We start from the raw sequence: 14,121 nt of genomic DNA on the forward strand, positions 1-14,121 counted from the left end.
CCACTGAAAATCACGGGGGAAACCCGGCATCGCTCGCATGCCCGCAATTTCATGCGGGGGGTCGCTGCCCTTCTGGCCTGCACGGCCCTGACGGGTCCGGCGTTTGCGCAGGAAGCAGCCGATGCGGAAGAACCGCCGAAGGACGAAATCGTCGTCACCGGCTCGCTCAATGCGCTTCCGCTCAAGGACGTCGGCTCGATCTTCGGCTTCGACAAGAATCTGGTCGAAACACCGCGCTCGGCTTCTTCCATCTCGAAGGAGCAGATGGAGCGCTTTGGCGTGACCGAAATCTACGATCTCGTCGCGCAGTCGCCAGGGACGTTTACCAATTCGTTCTTCGGCGTGGGCGGCGCGCTCGACATTCGCGGCACACCCGGCGAAGTCTATTTCCGCGGCGTCCGCCGTCTCGACAATCCCGGCAACTACCCGACGCCGATCGGTGCATCGGACCGCATCGATATCGTGCGCGGCCCGGCCTCGCCGATCTACGGTCCATCAAAGACCGGCGGATACATGAACTTCGTGCCAAAATCGGCGCGCGTTGCGGGCGGGGCCTATATGGACAGTCCCGAAGGCCAGCTTTCCTACACAACCGGGAGCTGGAGCAAGAGCGTACTTTCGGCTGACCTGCGCGGCCCCGGCAAGATCGGGACGCAGGAATTCGGTTATAGCCTTTACGCCGAAGTCGAGAATTCGGGCAGCTATTACCGCAACATGAGCACGAAGCAGACGATCCTGCAGGCAGCGTTCGACACTGACATCGCGCCGAACCTGCGGCTTGAGTTCGGCGGCATGTACCATGATTTCAAGGGCCAGCAGAATGGTGGCTGGAACCGCCTGACGCAGGATCTGGTCGACAACAGCAATTACATCACGGGGTCTGCAAAGCCGCTGGATACCAGTGGCGATGGGCAAATATCGCATGAGGAAGCAGCGGCCGCCAATGGCGGGTTTGGCCTTAATCCGTTTGGCAGCGCTTTTTGCTCGACCCCGCCGTTCGCGAATCCCTTCGGAGGTTTGACCAACGACTGTCTCGCCACGTTATATCCCGATTCGGGGCTGACGAATGTTGGCACAGCCAAACTGGACCGGCGCAATACACTGACGGCCGAAGATGATAAGCTCAACAACCTGGCCAAGACAGCCTATGTCGATCTTATCTTTGATGCTGGCAACGATCTGGAGATCAAAAACCAGTTTTTCTACGATGGCTATACCAACCTTAACGAAAACCAGTACGGCTTTTCGCAGATTCATGATTCCTGGGTGATAGAGAACCGTGTTGTCATTGCAAAGACATTCAACAGCACGGCCGGAAAGTTCTCATTCCAGATATCTCCATCAATTCGCTACACCAGTTTCGAACATGGTGATGATTTCAATTATGAATACTTCCACAGGGTTGATCTGACGCAGGGATACAATGCTCTTTCAGATCGTTTACTGTCGACGGAATGCAATTGCAATTATACATCGTACAATCGCGGCAATTACACGGACCTGGGTTTCGCGGGCCTTGCCAATCTGGACTTCAACTTTGGTCTGGATGTGACACTCGGCGCGCGCTACGATCACATCAAGGTTGAAACGGCAGACGTTGCCGCCTTGCTGGAAGATCCAGCCGCCGCAGGCTCCGCCAATACATCGAAGGGCGGCTGGTCGTGGTCAGCCAGCGCCAACTACAAGCTGCCGTTCGGACTGGTACCTTATGTTACGGTATCACGGCAGGCCACGGTAATTGCAGGGCAAGGGGCTGAAATCACCGTAAGTGACGCGCTTTCGGGTGCGTTCATCAGCGCATCCAAACTTTACGAAGGCGGCATCAAGGGTTCGTTTCTCGATAGCCGGCTTTATGCGGCGGTCTCGGTTTACAAGCAGACCCGCGTAGATCGCAACGCTCAGGCGATTGTGACCAACCAGGCCGTTCAAACCAAGGGTATCGAAGCCGAATTGCGCTGGTCTGTTAACTCTAACCTGCTGATTTCGGCGAACTATACCAAAACCAAAGTCGAGAATTTGACGGCAATTGGCGATGGTGTGCTGTTCAGCTTCTTTGGAATTGATGACTTGCCCGGTCTGGACCCGGCATTGCATCTCGGTGGCCAGCCAATCGGGCTTGTGCCAATTCCGAATGCGGATGCATCACGCCGTGCAGGCATTCCTGAAGACCTCTATTCAGCTACGGCAACCTATTCGTTTGAAAACGGGATTGCCTTGGCTGGTAGCATCACTCGCGTACCTTCGGTGTTTTCAGGCCAATCGCAGGCTGTTCAGCTCCCCGCCTATACGCTCGTCGACGGTAGCATTTCATACACCACTGGACCGTTCCTGTTGCGTGCAGTGGTCAAGAACGCCACCAACGCCAAGTACTTCCGCGCCAACTTCACCGAACTGTTCGGCAGCAGCATCGCGTTGCCGGAACGTCCGCGCAGTTGGCAGGCTTCGGTCGTCTACAAGTTCTGACGACCTTTCGGAACGAGGGGCGGTACTCTCCCGCCGTCCCTCGCTCTGACCGACTTTTCAAGGTTTCCAAACCATGCGATTTTTCGCGCGCCTTGCGCTTTCCGCTGCGGCCCTCCTGGCTGGAGCATCTCAGGTCCATGCGGCCCCTGCCGCCGATGCCGCGACAATCGCCGCTGTTAAATCGTGCGCGCCAGCGCGGCCCTGTGCGGCCAAACTGCCGGTGCGCGTGGTTGTCGTCACCATGTTCGAGATCGGTGCGGACACCGGCGACAAGCCGGGCGAGTTCCAGTTGTGGAAGGAGCGGCGCAACCTTTCGGTCACGTTGCCCTTCCCGCAAGGGTGGCACGATCTGGCCTACGATCCCCAGACCGGTGTGCTGGCCATCGTCACCGGCATGGGTTCGATCAGGTCTGCCACCGCCACACTGGCGCTGGGGCTGGACGATCGACTCGACCTTTCGCGCGCCTACTGGCTGGTTGCGGGTATTGCCGGGATCGATCCTGAGGACGCCTCGGTGGGTTCGGCAGCATGGGCGCGCTTTCTGATCGATGGCGACATCGCGCACGAGATCGATGCGCGCGAAATTCCTGACGGCTGGAAAAGCGGCTATTTCGCGCTCCACAGCAAGGGGCCGTCGGACCCTACACCACTGCCGCCGATCAATGGCGAGATGTTCGAGTTGAATCCCGCCTTGCAGGAATGGGCCTTCGCGCTGACCAGGGACATACCGCTGCCCGACGACAAGGTGATCGCGGCAGAGCGCAAGAAGTTCACAGGCTATCCCAATGCGCAGAAGCCGCCCTTCGTGTTGAAGGGCGATAACATGGCCGCGATGACATTCTGGCACGGCGCGAAGATGACCCAGTGGGCCAATGACTGGACCGACTTCTGGACGCAAGGGAAGGGCGAATTCGTGACTTCCGCGATGGAGGAGACCGGCACGTTCCAGTCCATAGAGTATCTGACGAAAGTGGGCCGGGCCGACCGCGATCGGGTGATGGTGCTGCGCTCTGCCAGCAATTTCACCATGCCCCCGCCGGGCGAGGACCCTGCCGCCTATCTTCTGGGCGAGAACCAGGGCTATGCCGGGATGACCGCTGCGCTCGAAGCACTTTACCTTGTCGGTGGCAAAGTGGCGGACGAGATCACAGGCAACTGGGATCGTTATGCCGAGGCGCCGCCGAAGTGATGGTGCAAGGTTGATATGGCGCTGACGCTGATCCGCAACGCCGCTGTCGTCGCCACGATGGACGATGCGGGGACCGAAATCCCCGGCGGTGCGGTGGCGATGCGCGATGGCGTGGTGCTGGCGGTGGGGACGACGAGCGAGCTTGCGCCGCTGGCGGGGCACGCGGACCAGATCGTCGAGGCGCAGGGCTGCGTGGTAACGCCCGGCCTCGTCAACACGCATCACCATCTTTACCAGACTCTCACCCGCGCAATGCCGGGAGCGACCGAGGCTTCGCTGTTCGGCTGGCTAAAGCGCCTTTATCCGATCTGGGCAAATTACACGCCCGACGATGTGTTCGCAGCAACGCAGCTTGGTCTTGCCGAACTGGCGCTGTCAGGCTGCACGATGAGTTCGGATCACCTCTATCTCTTTCCGAACGGCATCACGCTTGACGATACGATCCATGCGGCGGCGGACATCGGCCTGCGCTTTCACGCCACGCGCGGCGGGATGAGCCTGGGCGAGAGCGCGGGCGGATTGCCGCCCGACAGCCTGGTCGAGCGCGAGGACGCGATCCTTGCCGATTGCATCCGTGTGATCGACAGGTTTCACGATGGCGCAGACGGGGCAATGGTGCGTGTCGGCGTTGCGCCATGTTCGCCGTTCTCGGTAAGCCGGGAATTGATGCGCGATGCGGCTCTGCTGGCGCGCGAAAAGGGGGCGATGCTCCACACCCATCTGGCCGAGGATGCCGATGATGTTGCGTTCAGTCTTGAACGCTTTGGCTGCCGACCCGGCCAATACGCCGAAGATCTCGGCTGGACCGGACCGGACGTGTGGCATGCCCACTGCGTTCAGCTCGATCACGGCGAGATCGATCTGTTTGCCCGCACCCGCACCGGCGTTGCACATTGTCCCGGCTCCAACTGCCGCCTCGGTTCGGGCGTCGCACCGGTGCGCCGCATGGTCGATGCGGGGGTAAACGTGGGGCTGGGAGTCGATGGTTCGGCCTCCAACGATTCGGGCAATTTGCTGGGCGAGGCGCGCCAGGCCCTGCTGCTTCAGCGCGTGACTCATGGCGCGACAGCTTTCGCTACGCGTGAGGCATTGCGGCTGGCGACGCGTGGCGGGGCCGAAGTGCTGGGCCGCAGCGATCTTGGCAGCCTGACGCCGGGCAAGCGCGCCGATTGCGCGGTGTGGGATATGGGCACCGTCGCTTCCGCGGGCGTGTGGGACATGGTCGCGGGCCTTGTGCTCGCGCCGCCTTCGGGCGTGCGCGATCTGTTTGTCGAAGGCCGCGCCGTGGTGCGCGATGGCGAACTGGTGCGTACCACGCGCCGCGCGGTGGTTCGCGCGGCGCAGAAGTCCGTCAGCCGCCTGATGACACTGGCATAGGAGGTGGGACGGTCATGACCTCGCTCGGCTCGATCACTCGCGAACAGGCGCGCGACCCCGATTTCTTCCCCGGATATGGCCTCGCCGTTCCGCTCGGCATCCAGCACGTGTTGGCGATGTTCGTCTCGAACCTCACCCCGCCTATCATCGTGGCGGGCGCGGCAGGTTTCGGGTTCGGATCGCCCGATCCATCGGATCTGATCTACATGATCCAGATGTCGATGCTGTTCGCCGGGATCGCCACGCTGATGCAGACGGTCGGCGTGGGGCCGGTAGGGGCGCGGCTGCCGCTGGTGCAGGGGACAAGCTTTGCCTATATCCCGGTGATGATCCCGATCGTCGCGGGCAAGGGCGTCAGTGCGATGGCGGACTTGACCACGGCCGCGCTGATCGGCGGACTGGTCCATGCCGTCCTGAGCATTTTCGTCGGTCGGGTGCGCTTTGCCCTGCCGCCGCTGATCACCGGGCTGGTCGTGCTGATGATCGGCCTTTCGCTGATGCGTATCGGGGTGCAGTATTCTGCGGGCGGTGTGCCCGCCATTGGTACGCCTGCGTTCGGTGCGGCGCAAAGCTGGCTGCTGGCGGGAACGGTGGTGGTGGCCACATTGGGCCTGAAGTTCTTTGCGCGCGGCGTGTGGTCTACCGCTTCGGTGCTGCTTGGGCTGCTGGCCGGCTACGCGCTTGCGCTGGTGATGGGTCGCATTTCGTTCGACGCCGTGGCGCAGGCGCCCATCGCGATGCTGCCCAGCCCGCTTCACTTCGGCTTTGCCCTTTCCGCATCGGCTATCCTTGGTTTCGTCCTGACCGGCTTCGTCTCCTCGATCGAATCCATTGGCGATGTCGAGGCAATCTGCGAGGGCACGGCAGGGCGTCCTGCCACCGATGCCGAATTGCAGGGGGCAGTCGCCGCCGATGGCGTGGGCACGGCGCTGGCGGCCGTATTCGGCGCCATGCCCAACACCACGTTCAGCCAGAACGTGGGTCTGATCGCGATTACCGGCATGATGAGCCGCCATGTGGTGACGCTCGGCGCGGTGTTCCTGGTGATCTGCGGGCTGGTGCCCAAGATCGGCGCGGTGATTACCACCATCCCCATCGAAGTGCTCGGCGGCGGGGTGATCGTGATGTTTGGCATGGTCGCCTCGGCAGCGCTGTCGATGCTGGCTTCGGTGGACTGGAATCAGCGCAACATGCTGGTCTTCGGGGTCAGCCTTTCGCTTGCGCTCGGTCTCCAGCTAGAGCCGGAGGCGGTGGCGCATTTGCCTGAAACCGCTCGTGTCCTGCTCACGTCCGGGGTGTTGCCTGCTGCCGTGGTGGCGATTTTCCTGAACCTGCTGCTGCCGCATCATACGGCGGATGAGGAGCCTGCCGTCACTCCTCCAAACTTGTCTCCGGCGGAGTAACGATGCAAGACGGCGCTCTCTTTTTTGCAACGAACCGTGCCGATCATTGCGTTGGATCGGTAGGGGTGGGGAGGGCATAGCCAGAGCAGCCATGGCCAATCGTTTCAGAATTCCCTCCGTCGATCCCTTTCTGCTGTGGCTGATCGGCACCGTCGCGCTCGCCAGCCTGCTGCCGGCGCGCGGGGCCGCGCTGGCAGCATTCGATATCGCCGCAGATGTTGCGATCGTGCTGCTGTTCTTCCTCCATGGTGCCAAGCTTTCGCGCCAGGCGATCGTTGCCGGGATGGGCAACTGGCGTCTTCATCTGATGACGCTGGCGTTCACTTATGCGCTGTTTCCCATCCTCGGCCTTGCTGCGGCGCGCATCACGGGATTGGTGATCGATCCGTCATTGGCCGTCGGGCTGCTGTTCCTGGCATTGTTGCCGTCCACCGTGCAGAGTTCCATTGCCTTTACCGCAATGGCCGGGGGCAACGTGGCAGCGGCGGTATGCAGCGCGTCACTTTCCAATTTGCTCGGTATAGTGCTCACGCCGTTGCTGGTGGCGCTGTTCATCCATTCGGGCGGCGCAGGCGGGATCGACGGACTTGGGTCCGTGCAGAAAATCGCAACGCAATTGCTGCTGCCGTTCGTGGCCGGGCACCTGCTGCGTCCGCTGATCGGCAAGTGGGTGGACAGTCACAAGAAGCTGCTGCAGCCGGTGGATCGTTCGTCGATCCTGCTGGTGGTTTTTTCTGCTTTCAGCGCAGCGGTGGCCAATGGGGTCTGGCAGCGCGTGGGCGCCTTCGATCTGGCGGTGCTGTTGGCGGCTTCGGCGGTGATCCTCGGCATTGTCATCGCGGTGAACGGCGTGGCGGCGCGAGCAGCGGGCCTCCCGCGTGAAGACGCTATCGTCCTGCTGTTCTGCGGTTCGAAGAAAAGTCTCGTTTCCGGCGTGCCCATGGCGGGCGCTTTGTTTGCACCGGGGCAAGTCGGCATGGTGATTCTGCCGCTGATGATATTCCACCAGTTGCAATTGTTCATCTGCGCCTGGCTGGCAGGCCGTTATCGCGCGCAAGGAGAGGTTATAGCCGCCACGTCGATGCCGCCGCAGGGTGAAGGCGAAGTGCTGGCGCGCGCCGCGGCCATCGGCTTGCCGATCCCGGAAGAATGCCGGGCCGGCGTCGCCACCAATCTCGCATTGCTCACCCGCCACGCCAGGACACTGGAGGGCGAGCGCGAAACATGAAAACTGCCGCCGCCATTGCCGCCGCCGTCCGAGGTGGCCAAGTGACCGCCACGGCGCTGGCGGAGCGCACGATTGCGGCGTTGCACGCCGACGCCCACGTCGCTGTCACGCGTGTTCTGGTCGAGCGCGCGCTTGGCGAAGCCGCCGCCGTCGATGCCATGATCGCGCGGGGCAAGGATCCCGGTGTGCTGGCCGGGGTGCCTTATGGCGTGAAGGACTTGTTCGATGTGGCGGGCGTTACCACCACGGCAGGCTCCGCCGTTTACGCCAATGCCGCCCCCGCCAGCGCCGATGCGGAGGCCATTCACCGCCTGAAAGCCGCAGGGGCGGTGCTTTTCGCTACGCTCAACATGGATGAATTCGCATACGGCTTTGCCACCATCAACGCGACCTACGGGACCACGCGCAACCCGCACGATCCGCAGCGGCTTGCCGGTGGATCGTCGGGTGGGTCGGCCGCCGTGGTTGCTGCGGGCCTGCTGCCGTTTACCCTGGGATCGGACACGAATGGTTCGATCCGTGTTCCCGCCAGCCTGTGCGGGCTTTACGGCCTTAAACCTGCGCATGCCTCGCTGCCGCTGGCGGGCACATTCCCCTTTGCGGAAAGCTTTGACGATATCGGGCCATTTACTGCCAGCCTTGAAGACATGGCGCTGGTGTGGGGTGTGCTGCGCAATGAACCTCTGGCTGAAACGCAAGGCGAAATCCGTATCGCCCGCCTTGGCGGCCGGTTTTGCGAGAATGCCGAACCTGCCCAGCTTGCCTCCATCGATGCCATCGCGCCGGACGCACCTCTGCTGGAGCTTCCCGATATTGCCCGCGCCCGCAGCGCCGCGTTCCTGATCACCGCCTACGAAGGCGGACACCTGCACCGCGAGACCCTTTCCACCAGTGCGCTTGTCTACGATCCGGCAGTGCGCGACCGTCTGATCGCAGGGGCGCTGCTGCCGGAGCAATTGTACGCAAAGGCCAGGGCTTTCCGGGCAGAGTTCCTTGCCCGCCTGAATGCGTTGATCGTGGATTTCGATGTCCTGCTGGCGCCCGCCACGCCTTGCACCGCGCCACTGATAGCCGACCCGCGCATCATGATCGACGGCGCGTTTTCCCCGGCGCGGGCGGATCTTGGCATTCATACCCAGCCGATCACCTTTACCGGCCTGCCATCGCTGGCGGTGCCGCTGCGCCGACCGGGCCAATTGCCGCTCGGCCTGCAACTGATCGGAAAGCCGGGGGGCGAAGGCATCTTGCTGGCGCTGGCCCGGCGGCTGGAAAATGAAGGTTTCACCGGCGTTACTGCGCCGGAACGGACATTTGCGGGGGAACTGACATGACGGGGGCAACTGTTGCCGAAGGGGGTGTGCTTGAACGCCACTTCAGGCTGCGCGAGCGCGGCACGACCACGCGAACCGAGGTTCTGGCGGGCTTCACCACCTTCCTGACGATGGCTTATATCGTGCTGGTCAACCCGGCGATCCTGGGGCAGGCGGGAATGCCGGTGGCCTCGGTTGCTGCGGCGACATGTTTTGCCGCCGCTTTCGCCTCGATCCTGATGGGCCTGGTTGCCAACACCCCGCTGGCGCTGGCGCCGGGCATGGGATTGAACGCCTATTTCAGTTTTACGGTAGTGCAGCAGATGGGCGTGCCCTGGCCAATCGCCCTGGGCTGTGTGTTCATTTCAGGTGTGGCGTTCCTGATCCTGACATTGACTGGTGTGCGCCAGTTGATCGTCGCAGTCATTCCGCAGCACCTTTTCGCCGCGGTGGCAGGCGGCATCGGGCTGTTCATCGGGTTTATCGGGCTGAAGGACGCAGGGATCGTCGTTGCCAATCCCGCCACGTTCGTCGGCCTTGGCAGCGTCACCCAGCCGGGACCGGCACTGGCGCTGTTCGGTCTTGTGGTGATCGGTACGCTCAGTGTGTGGAACGTGCGCGCCGCGATGCTGATCGGCATTGTGCTGACCACCATCGCCGCATGGATCACCGGGCAGACCAGCGCACCCAGCGAGCCTTACAGCCTCGCCGCGCTGACCGGCACCGCATTCAAGCTCGACATTCCGGGCGTGTTCGGCCTCAGCGGCCAGCAGGCCCTTGGATTGCTGGAAATCCTGTTCGTGTTCTTGTTCGTCGATCTGTTCGACAATATCGGCACACTCGTCGCCGTGACCAAGCGCGCGGGATTGATGGATGCGGCGGGAAAGATTCCGGGCCTCAACCGCATTCTGATGACCGATGCGGTCGCCACGATGGTCGGCGCGGTTGCGGGCACCAGCACGGTTACCAGTTATGTCGAAAGCGCAGCCGGCGTGCAGGCGGGCGGGCGCACCGGCCTTACCGCCGTGGTCTGCGGCTTGTTGTTTTTTGCCACGATGTTTGTCGCGCCCTATGCGCAGCTCGTACCGCTCGCCGCCACCGCGCCCGCGCTCGTCGTGGTCGGCGGATTGATGCTGTTGCCCCTGACCGAAGTGGACTGGGAGGACCCGATGGCAGCGATCCCCGCCTTCCTCACCGTGGCGATGATCCCGCTGACGTTCTCCATCGCCAATGGTCTCGCCTTTGGCATCACTGCCCATGCCCTGCTCAAGCTGCTGAAGGGCAAGGCAACCCGCGCCGACTGGTTCCTCTTCACGCTCGCGGCGCTGTTCGTGGTGCGCTTTGCCTGGATGGCCGCAGAATGAATCGACACATGATCCGCTACATTGCCCTTGCGCTCGCCGCGCTGCTGCTGCCCGCATCCGCCCACGCACAGAAGCTTGACGATACGCCGCGCACGGTTGTGATGACCGCGTTTCGCCCTGAATGGAACGCGCTGGTCGGCACCGTGCAGGATGCAAAAGCGCATTCGATAAACGGCGGGACCTTCCTGACCGGCACGATGGAGGGCAAGCCTGTAATCCTGATGCAAAGCGGGGTCAGCGTGGTGAACGCCGCAATGAACACGCAACTGGTGCTGGACCGGTTCACGGTGAAGCGCATCGTCTTTTCGGGCATTGCCGGCGGGGTGGACCCGAAGCTTTCGATCGGTGACGTGATCGTGGCCGAGGACTGGGGCCAGTATCTCGAAGCCTCGTTCGCGCGCAAGACCAGGACCGGGTGGATGCCGCCCGATCAGGGCAGCGCGGAAAGCCCGGCCAACTGGTTCTTCATCTTCCCGCGCGGCACGGTGATGGCCAATGCCGCCACGCCGCCCAAGCGCATTTACCGCCTGCCGGTCGATCCGGGATTGCTCGACCTTGCGCGCAAGGTCGTCCCTTCCATCACGCTCGAACGCTGTGTGCCGCCATCGGAGAAGATGCTCGCCGGATCCGAATTATGTCTGCCGCGCACGCCGAAGATCGAAGTCGGTGGCACCGGCGTGACTGCGGGCATCTATGCCGACAACGCCGAATTTCGTCTCTATCTGCACAAGGCGTGGAAGGCGCGTGTGCTTGACATGGAAAGTGCGGCGGTGATGCAGGTCGCCTATGCGAATATGGTTCCGGCCATTGTTTTCCGCAGCCTTTCCGATCTTGCGGGCGGCGACAAGCACAAGAACATGGAGGACACGTTCGAGCATCTTGCCTCGGTCAATTCCGCGCACGTGGTTCGCGCCTATCTCGCCGCTTTGCCGGATTGATCGCATGACGCAACCCGGCACTCTGGCGACTGTCACCGGATCGCAAGGCATGGTCACCGCGCCGCACTATCTTGCAGCGCAGGCAGGGCTTGCCGTGCTGGAAGACGGCGGCAACGCGGTGGAGGCGACCGTCGCCGTGGCCGCCTGCCTCGCGGTGGTCTATCCGCACATGACCGGAATCGGCGGCGACGGGTTCTGGGTGATCCACGAACCCGACGGTGCGGTGCACGGCATCCACGGCTGCGGCGGAGCAGCAGCTGCGGCCACGATCGATCTTTACGCCGGGTTAGAGGCGGTGCCGTTCCGGGGGCCGCTTGCTGCCAACACGGTTGCGGGAACCATTTCCGGGTGGAAGGCAGCGCTGGAAAGCGCGGGGGCGGCGTTGCCGCTGTCTCGCCTGCTGCGCGATGCGATCGGGCATGCCGAGGCGGGGGTTGCCGTCACGGCAGGCCATGCCGCCATCGCGGCGGCCAAGGGGCCGGAACTGCGTATGCAGCCGGGTGTCTACGCAACCATATTCGAGCCTGCGGGCCGACCGCTTCATGAGGGCGATGTTCTGCGCCAGCCGGTGCTGGCGCAGACATTGCGGCGACTGTGCGATGAGGGACTGGAAAGCTTCTACAGCGGCCCGCTGGCAGACGATATCGCCGCTGATCTGGCATTGCTGGGCAGTCCGGTTTCCGCAGACGACCTATCCGTCCATATGGCCACGCGGCCGGTGCCGCTCACCACGCGGCTGCGCGATTGTCAGCTTTGGAACAGCGCGCCGCCGACGCAGGGCTTTGCATCGTTGCTGATCCTTGCCTTGTTCGATCGGCTGACGGCGAATGCGGGCGATGGCTTCGATCATGTCCATGGACTGATCGAGGCAACCAAGCAGGCCTTCCTGCTGCGCGACATTCACGTGGGCGATCCGCTGTACCACGATTTCGACTGGCAGGGCTTGCTTTCCGATCCCGCAGCGCTTGATGAACTGGCGGAACGGATCGATCCGGCAAACGCTCTCCCGTGGCCGCAGCCGCCGCAGTGGGGCGATACCTGCTGGTTCGGTGCGGCGGATGAGCAAGGCCGCGTGGTCAGCGCGATCCAGTCCACCTATTTCGAATTCGGTTCAGGCCTTGTCCTGCCGAAAACCGGGATCACCTGGCAGAACCGGGGCAGCAGCTTCCGGTTGGCAGAAAGCGGGTGGAACGCGCTGAGGCCGGGGCGCAAACCCTTCCACACGCTGAACCCCGCGCTCGCGCGCTTCGACGATGGCCGGGTCATGGCCTATGGCACGATGGGGGGGGAAGGACAGCCGCAGACACAAGCCGCGCTGTTCAGCCGCTATGCGCGCTTTGGCACAGACCTTCAGGCCGCGATCAGCGCGCCGCGCTGGCTGCTGGGGCGGACCTGGGGTGAGCAATCGACTACGCTCAAGCTGGAAGATGGCTTTGATCCGGGGCTTTACGCGGCGCTTGCTGCGGCCGGGCATGATGTGGAGCGTATCGGACCCGTGACCGCGACGATGGGCCATGCAGGTGCGATCGTGCGCCATGGCGACGGGCGGCTGGAAGGTGCGACCGATCCCCGCAGCGATGGCGGGGTGGCTGCATGGTAAGAGGCGGTTTCCGCGCTGTTTCGCGCTGCGACGAACTCGCCTTGCCGCCGTTCAGCGACAGTGCGCAGGGGTTGACCCGGATATATCTTTCCCCCGCCTACGATGCCGCGCAGGATCAACTCGCCGCATGGATGGCAGAGGCGGGCATGACCGTGCGGCGCGATGCCGCGATGAATCTTGTCGGGCGTTATGAAGGCACCGCGCCTGAAGCCCCGGCCCTGATGATCGGCAGCCATCTCGATAGCGTACGCAATGCCGGCCATTATGACGGGCCACTTGGCATAATGTTGGGGATTGAAGCGGTTGCCGCACTTTCTTCAGCCAGTGTGCGAATGCCGTTTGCGCTGGAGGTCTATGCGTTCGGGGACGAGGAAGGTTCACGCTTTCCCGCAGCGATGCTGACCAGCCGTGCCGTGGCCGGTACGCTTGATCCGGCAACATTGGACGTGGCTGACGCCGATGGTGTGAAGCTGGCGGAAATTGTCGATATTGCGGCCTATTCTGCGGCGGCGCGCGCGCGGGGATCGGTGCTTGCCTATCTCGAAGCGCATATCGAACAGGGACCGGTACTGGAGGCCGAAGGGTTGGCCGTCGGCACAGTGACCGGGATTGCCGCGCAATTGCGTTTCGAGATTGAGGTTGGCGGAACAGCGGGGCACGCGGGGACGACCGCGATGGGTTTGCGGCGCGATGCCGTGGCGGGCATGGCGGAAATGGTCATGTCGGTCGAAGCGGTGGCAACCGCCGGGCCGCCCGACCTTGTGGCGACGGTCGGCGTTGTTCAGGTGCCATCGGGTGCTGCCAATGTGATTGCGGGCAAGTGTGCGTTCACGCTGGATGTGCGGGCGGCAACCGCACCGATGCGCGATGCCGCCGCCGAGGAGATCCTCAGGCATTTCCGCAAGAGCGCCAATGAACGCGATCTGTCGCTGGCGGTTCGCATGGTCCATGATCTGCCTGCCAGCCCATGCGATCCGGCGCTGATGAACCTGCTCGACAATGCCACGATCGCGGCTGGCCACACTCCCTTCCGGCTCGTTTCCGGCGCAGGGCACGATGCGATGGTCATGGCTGCGCTGTGCCCCACCGCGATGCTGTTCATCCGCTGCCGCGGCGGGGTGAGCCACAACCCTGCCGAACATGTCCATCCCGCCGATGCCGATGTGGCGCTGCGGGTCATGCTTGGCTTTATCGAACGACTGGGAGCGACCGTTGACCCCGCTTGATTCAACCCTTTTCGGCGAGATAG

10 protein-coding genes are annotated in these 14,121 nt (G+C 63.0%); all 10 read left to right on the top strand.

Annotation, left to right across the window (positions count from 1 at the left end):
• Positions 1-51: 51 nt before the first annotated feature.
• The 10 genes from LUA85_RS05925 to LUA85_RS05970 all read left to right on the top strand — a co-directional run bounded on the left by LUA85_RS05925 (position 52) and on the right by LUA85_RS05970 (position 14,098).
• Positions 52-2,463 carry a TonB-dependent siderophore receptor gene (locus tag LUA85_RS05925; RefSeq protein WP_231467787.1) on the top strand — a complete coding sequence of 804 codons (2,412 nt, stop codon included), beginning with the start codon at positions 52-54 and terminating at the stop codon, positions 2,461-2,463.
• A 73-nt stretch (positions 2,464-2,536) separates the two neighbouring features.
• Positions 2,537-3,652, top strand: a complete 1,116-nt coding sequence (locus LUA85_RS05930; protein ID WP_231467789.1) for a purine nucleoside permease — start codon at positions 2,537-2,539, stop codon at positions 3,650-3,652.
• A 15-nt stretch (positions 3,653-3,667) separates the two neighbouring features.
• Positions 3,668-5,029, top strand: coding sequence for an 8-oxoguanine deaminase (locus LUA85_RS05935; RefSeq protein ID WP_231467791.1), 1,362 nt, complete (start codon positions 3,668-3,670; stop codon positions 5,027-5,029).
• 14 nt (positions 5,030-5,043) lie between these two features.
• Positions 5,044-6,432, top strand: a complete 1,389-nt coding sequence (locus tag LUA85_RS05940) for a uracil-xanthine permease family protein (protein WP_231467793.1) — start codon at positions 5,044-5,046, stop codon at positions 6,430-6,432.
• Positions 6,433-6,523: 91 nt separating this feature from the next.
• A complete protein-coding gene (locus LUA85_RS05945) occupies positions 6,524-7,660 on the top strand; it encodes an AtzG-like protein (protein ID WP_231467795.1) in 1,137 nt (378 codons plus the stop codon).
• The gene (locus LUA85_RS05950) at positions 7,657-8,991 is read left to right on the top strand and encodes an AtzE family amidohydrolase (protein WP_231467797.1); all 1,335 of its coding nucleotides are present in this window, start codon (positions 7,657-7,659) and stop codon (positions 8,989-8,991) included. The genes LUA85_RS05945 and LUA85_RS05950 overlap by 4 nt, the downstream gene beginning before the upstream one ends.
• Positions 8,988-10,334 carry an NCS2 family permease gene (locus tag LUA85_RS05955; protein WP_231467799.1) on the top strand — a complete coding sequence of 449 codons (1,347 nt, stop codon included), beginning with the start codon at positions 8,988-8,990 and terminating at the stop codon, positions 10,332-10,334. Before LUA85_RS05950 ends, LUA85_RS05955 begins: the two co-directional genes overlap by 4 nt.
• Before the next feature lie 8 nt (positions 10,335-10,342).
• Positions 10,343-11,272, top strand: a complete 930-nt coding sequence (locus tag LUA85_RS05960; RefSeq protein ID WP_231467801.1) for a 5'-methylthioadenosine/S-adenosylhomocysteine nucleosidase — start codon at positions 10,343-10,345, stop codon at positions 11,270-11,272.
• A gap of 4 nt (positions 11,273-11,276) precedes the next feature.
• On the top strand, positions 11,277-12,872 hold the full coding sequence (locus LUA85_RS05965; protein ID WP_231467802.1) for a gamma-glutamyltransferase family protein: 1,596 nt from the start codon (positions 11,277-11,279) through the stop codon (positions 12,870-12,872).
• On the top strand, positions 12,866-14,098 hold the full coding sequence (locus LUA85_RS05970) for an allantoate amidohydrolase (RefSeq protein ID WP_231467804.1): 1,233 nt from the start codon (positions 12,866-12,868) through the stop codon (positions 14,096-14,098). Before LUA85_RS05965 ends, LUA85_RS05970 begins: the two co-directional genes overlap by 7 nt.
• Positions 14,099-14,121: the final 23 nt, after the last annotated feature.

It is taken from the genome of Novosphingobium sp. CECT 9465, from assembly GCF_920987055.1.
GTDB lineage: Bacteria > Pseudomonadota > Alphaproteobacteria > Sphingomonadales > Sphingomonadaceae > Novosphingobium.

What these genes read in the sequence shown, in the direction of transcription:
- LUA85_RS05955 (WP_231467799.1), top strand. Translation starts at nt 8,988, where the DNA reads ATGACGGGGGCAACTGTTGCCGAAGGGGGTGTGCTTGAACGCCACTTC.
- LUA85_RS05945 (WP_231467795.1), top strand. Translation starts at nt 6,524, where the DNA reads ATGGCCAATCGTTTCAGAATTCCCTCCGTCGATCCCTTTCTGCTGTGG.
- LUA85_RS05935 (WP_231467791.1), top strand. Translation starts at nt 3,668, where the DNA reads ATGGCGCTGACGCTGATCCGCAACGCCGCTGTCGTCGCCACGATGGAC.
- LUA85_RS05960 (WP_231467801.1), top strand. Translation starts at nt 10,343, where the DNA reads ATGATCCGCTACATTGCCCTTGCGCTCGCCGCGCTGCTGCTGCCCGCA.
- LUA85_RS05950 (WP_231467797.1), top strand. Translation starts at nt 7,657, where the DNA reads ATGAAAACTGCCGCCGCCATTGCCGCCGCCGTCCGAGGTGGCCAAGTG.
- LUA85_RS05970 (WP_231467804.1), top strand. Translation starts at nt 12,866, where the DNA reads ATGGTAAGAGGCGGTTTCCGCGCTGTTTCGCGCTGCGACGAACTCGCC.
- LUA85_RS05965 (WP_231467802.1), top strand. Translation starts at nt 11,277, where the DNA reads ATGACGCAACCCGGCACTCTGGCGACTGTCACCGGATCGCAAGGCATG.
- LUA85_RS05930 (WP_231467789.1), top strand. Translation starts at nt 2,537, where the DNA reads ATGCGATTTTTCGCGCGCCTTGCGCTTTCCGCTGCGGCCCTCCTGGCT.
- LUA85_RS05940 (WP_231467793.1), top strand. Translation starts at nt 5,044, where the DNA reads ATGACCTCGCTCGGCTCGATCACTCGCGAACAGGCGCGCGACCCCGAT.
- LUA85_RS05925 (WP_231467787.1), top strand. Translation starts at nt 52, where the DNA reads ATGCGGGGGGTCGCTGCCCTTCTGGCCTGCACGGCCCTGACGGGTCCG.